The 4870-nt window shown below is 70.5% G+C and carries 3 protein-coding genes; 1 reads left to right on the top strand and 2 read right to left on the bottom strand.

Annotated elements, in window-relative coordinates:
* Positions 1-35: 35 nt before the first annotated feature.
* Complete coding sequence (gene relA, locus G7A99_RS13960) at positions 36-2246, top strand: GTP diphosphokinase (protein WP_163141156.1); 2211 nt, start codon at positions 36-38, stop codon at positions 2244-2246.
* A gap of 24 nt (positions 2247-2270) precedes the next feature.
* On the opposite strand, the gene fdxA is transcribed toward relA, so the two are convergent.
* Both fdxA and mutS read right to left on the bottom strand, forming a co-directional pair.
* A complete protein-coding gene (gene fdxA, locus G7A99_RS13965) occupies positions 2271-2594 on the bottom strand; it encodes a ferredoxin FdxA (RefSeq protein ID WP_018718999.1) in 324 nt (107 codons plus the stop codon).
* Positions 2595-2682: 88 nt separating this feature from the next.
* The coding region (gene mutS / locus G7A99_RS13970) for a DNA mismatch repair protein MutS (RefSeq protein ID WP_240466286.1) at positions 2683-4870 on the bottom strand (2188 nt) is incomplete at its 5' end.

Below are 4870 nucleotides of genomic sequence, written 5' to 3' on the forward strand. Positions count from 1 at the left end.
ACCGGCTTTGTTCGCAACGCCTGTGGATGCGAGCCATGGTTCAGGTCACCGGTGAGCTTGGCGATATCGCCGACGTCGAGCTCGATTTCCCGCAGTGGGTCGAGCGGCTGCCGCTGTCGCCGGACGACGGCGGGCGGGCACTGCTGGAGCGCGCGTGGACGGACGCCCTTGCGGGCTACGGCGAGGCCGAACGTCCTTCCGGTGAGTCGTATATGGCCCATGCCGTCGCCGTGGCCGGCGTGGTGGCCTCGCTGCGGCTGGACGCGGAGACCGTGGCCGCGGCGCTCCTCCACGACCTGCCGTCGTTCCCGGATTACGACAGCGAGACCCTGCGCCGACGCTTCGGCGGTGACATCGCGACTATGGTGGACGGTGCCGCGCGCATCGGTGTGGTCAGCGAGCTGCACAGCCATCCCGGCGGGACCGGGGAGGACCGCACCGAGGCGCTGCGCAAGATGCTGTTCGCCATGGCGCGGGACATCCGTGTGGTCTTCCTCGTGCTCGCCGAGCGTCTCCAGGACATGCGCGTGGTGCGCCACCTCGACGAGGATGCCCGCTCGGCCCTCGCCCGCGAGACCCTCGACCTGTATGCGCCGCTGGCCAATCGCCTCGGCATCTGGCAGCTCAAGTGGGAGCTCGAGGACCGCGCGTTCGCGCTCACCGAGCCGGCGACCTACAAGCGCGTGGCCCGGCTCCTCGCGGAGAAGCGTGTCGACCGCGAGCGTTACATCGGCGAGGTGCGCGAGGCGCTGGCGGAGGCCCTGCGGGACGCCGGCATCGATGCGGAGGTCAAAGGGCGGCCGAAGCATATCTACAGTATCTGGCGAAAAATGCAGCGCAAGGGGCTGAGTTTCGAGGAACTCTTCGATATTCGTGCGCTGCGGGTGATGGTCGATACCGTGGCCCAGTGCTATGCGGCCCTGGGCGTGGTGCACGCCCTCTGGCAGCCCATCCCGCGGGAGTTCGACGACTACATCGCCACGCCCAAGGAGAACAACTACCAGTCCCTGCACACCGCGGTGGTCGGCCCGGGCGGCAAGAACGTGGAGATCCAGATCCGCACCCGGGAGATGCACCAGAGCGCGGAGCTCGGCATCGCCGCGCACTGGCGCTACAAGGAGGGCCGCGGCCAGGACCCGGGCTTCGACGGCAAGATCGCCTGGATCCGCCAGCTCCTGGAGACGAACCCGGAGGAGGGCGGCGAGGACCTCTTCGACCGGTTCAAGGCCGAGGTCTTCGAGGACCGGGTCTACGTGATCACCCCCCGGGGCGACGTCTTCGACCTGCCGCGCGGGGTGACGCCGCTGGACTTCGCCTACGCGGTGCACAGCCAGGTCGGTCACCGCTGCCGCGGGGCCAAGGTCAACGGCCGGATCGTGCCGCTGACCTACCAGCTCCACAACGGCGACCAGGTGGAGGTGCTCACCGCCCGCAACGGCCAGCCGAGCCGTGACTGGCTCAACCCGGCGCTGGGCTACCTGGTCACGCCGCGCGCCCGGGCCCACGTGCGCACCTGGTTCCGCCAGCAGGACTTCGATCAGAACGTGGCGGATGGCCGCGCGATCGTCGACCGGGAGCTCGGCCGGTTGGGCCTGCAGGACGTCAACCTGGAACGGTTGGCGGCACGCTCGCGCTACCCCCAGCTCGACGCCTTCTTCGCCGCGCTCGGCCGTGGTGATGTCACCGGCGGGCAGATCGCCGGGCTGCTCGACGAGCAGCTCCGCCCGCGCCGGGAGACGCCGCCGCCGGCACGCCGGCGTCCCGGACCGCAGCGCTCGGCCGGCGGCAGCGACGACGTCACCATCTACGGCGTCGGCAACCTGCTGACGCGCCTGGCCGGATGCTGCCAGCCGGCCCCCGGCGATCCCATCGTCGGCTTCATCACCCGGGGCCAGGGCGTGACGGTCCACCGCCGGGACTGCGCGAGCCTGGCGCGCCTGCAGGAAGAGGAGGATCCGGGGCGGTTCATCGAGGTGAGCTGGAACGACGAGACCGACAGCAGCTACCCGGTGGACGTGCGGGTGCTGGCCTACGACCGTCAGGGCCTGCTGCGGGACGTGACCACGCTGATCAGCAACGAGGGCGTGCGGGTGGATGCGGTGAACACACACACCGACCCGGACAGCGAGCAGGCGCGTATCACGTTGACGGTGCGGGTGAGCGATCTGGCGCAGCTCGGCCGGCTGATCGACCGGCTGGCGGGGCTGCGCAACGTGGTGGACGTGCGCCGGGCGCCGGGCGGCTGAGCGCCCGGGCGCCGCGGCCGCGGCTCAGCGCTCCAGGTACTGGAGCTTGTCCGACTTGCCGTCCCACTCCTCGGCGTCTTCCGGCGGGTCCTTCATCTCCGTGATCACCGGCCACTGCTGGGCAAGCTCGGCGTTGAGCTCGAGGAACCTGGACTGCTCGGCGGGCAGGTCGTCCTCGGAGAAGATCGCCTCCGCCGGGCACTCCGGCTCACACAGGGTGCAGTCGATGCACTCTTCCGGGTCGATGACCAGGAAGTTCGGCCCCTCGTGGAAGCAGTCCACGGGGCAGACCTCGACGCAGTCCGTGTACTTACACTTGATGCAGTTTTCTGTGACGACGTAAGTCATTGTTTTGACACCTTATGAGAGCGTTTGCGGGTATCGTATCAAGTTACCCGGCGCCATCAACCCACACGCCGGGGGGGAATAGCCCCGCTCAGGGCGCCTCCTCGCTGAGGCGCTTGAGCTCGTAGACCAGGGCGAGGGCGTCCCGGGGGCTGAGGTCGTCCGGGTCGGTCTCGCGCAGCCGTTCCACCGCCGGGTCCGGCGGGGCGGCGTCGAACAGCGCGAGCTGGCCGTCGGGCTCCGGGCCCGCCGGCCGGGTATCGGTCTCCAGCGCGGCGAGCTTGCGCCGGGCCGCCTGGATGACCTCCCGCGGCACGCCGGCGAGGGCGGCGACCTGGAGGCCGTAGCTCTGGTTGGCCGGGCCGTCCTTGACCGAGTGCAGGAACACGATCCGCTCGCCGTGCTCCACCGCGTCGAGGTGTACGTTCACCGCCGCCGGGTAGTGCTCGGGCAGGGCGGTCATCTCGAAGTAGTGGGTGGCGAACAGCGTGTAGGCGCGGATGCGTGCGACCAGCTCGGCGGCGCTGGCCCAGGCCAGGGCGAGGCCGTCGAAGGTGGAGGTGCCGCGGCCGATCTCGTCCATGAGCACGAGGCTGTGGTCGCTGGCGTTGTTGAGGATGGTGGCGGTCTCGGTCATCTCGACCATGAAGGTCGAGCGCCCGCCGGCGAGGTCGTCGGAGGCGCCGATGCGGGTGAAGATCCGGTCCACCGGCGCGATCCGTGCCGCCGCCGCGGGCACGAAGCTGCCGATGCAGGCCAGCAGCGTGATCAGCGCGACCTGGCGCATGTAGGTCGATTTGCCGCCCATGTTGGGGCCGGTGATCATGAGCATGCGCCGGGTGTCGTCGAGATGGACGTCGTTGGGCACGAACGGCTCGCTCATCACCCGCTCCACCACCGGGTGACGTCCGCCCTCGATGTGAATGCCCCCGTCGCGCACCAGCTCCGGGCGGGCGTAGTCCAGGGTGTCGGCGCGCTCGGCCAGCGCGCCGATGGTGTCCAGCGTCGCCAGGCCCTCGGCGAGGCGCAGCAGGCCGTCCATCTCCTCCGCCAGGGACTCGATCAGGCCCTCGTAGAGCGCCTTCTCCCGGGCGAGGGCGCGCTCGCGCGCGGATAGGACCTTGTCCTCGAAGGCCTTGAGCTCAGGGATGATGTAGCGCTCCGAGCCTTTGAGGGTCTGGCGGCGGATGTAGTGATCCGGGACGTTGTCGCTCTGTGAACGGCTGATCTCGATGTAGTAGCCGTGGACGCGGTTGTAGCTGACCTTGAGGTTGGCGATGCCGGTGGCCTCGCGCTCCCGGGTCTCGAGCTCCAGCAGGTACTCGTCGGCGTTACGGGCGAGGCCACGGAGCTCGTCGAGCTCGTCATCGTAGCCGTCGGCGATCACCCCGCCGTCGCGGATGATCACCGGCGGCTGGTCCACCAGGGCGCGTTCCAGGTGCTCCAGCAGCGCCTCGCGGGGGGCGAGGTCGGCGCGGAGCTGGAGCAGTAGTTCGGCATCCATTGCAGCAAGGGCGGTCTGCACGGCGGGCAGCCGGCGCACGGCCTCGCGCAGGCCGGTGAGGTCCCGGGGCCGGGCGGAGCGCATGCCGATGCGCGCGGCGATGCGCTCGACGTCGGCGAGGCCGGCGAGGGCGTCGCGTACCGCGCCGGTGCCCGCCGTCTCCAGCAGCATACCGATGGCCTCCTGGCGGGCATTGAGCACCGTGCGGTCGCGCAGCGGCCGATGGATCCAGCGGCGTAGCAGCCGTGCACCCATGCCGGTGACGGTGGTGTCGAGCACCCAGGCCAGGGTGTGCTCGGTGCCACCGCCGAGGTTGTAGTCCAGCTCCAGGTTGCGGCGGCTCGCCGCGTCCATGGCCACCGATTCGTCGCGGTTCTCCACCTGAATGGCGCGGATGTGGGGCAGCGCCGAGCGCTGGGTCTCGCTGACGTACTGGAGCAGGCAGCCGGCGGCGGCGATGGCGCGGTCCAGGCCGGCCACGCCGAAGCCGGCGAGGTCCCGGGTGTCGAAGTGCCGGGTGAGGGTGCGCTCGGCGCCGTCGCGCTCGAACTGCCAGGGCGGGCGCCGGGTGAGCCCGGCGCGCTGGGCCAGGGGCTCCGGCGGAGCGTGCTCCTCGCTGACCAGCACCTCCGCGGGCTGGAGGCGCTCGATTTCGGCCACCAGGGCCTCCTCGCCGTTGACCTCGGTGACCACGAAGCGCCCGCTGGAGAGCTCCAGCGCGGCGAGGCCATACTCGTCGTCACCGGCGGCGACGCTGAGCAGGAGGTTGCTGCGG

Source organism: Arhodomonas sp. KWT, from assembly GCF_010993615.1.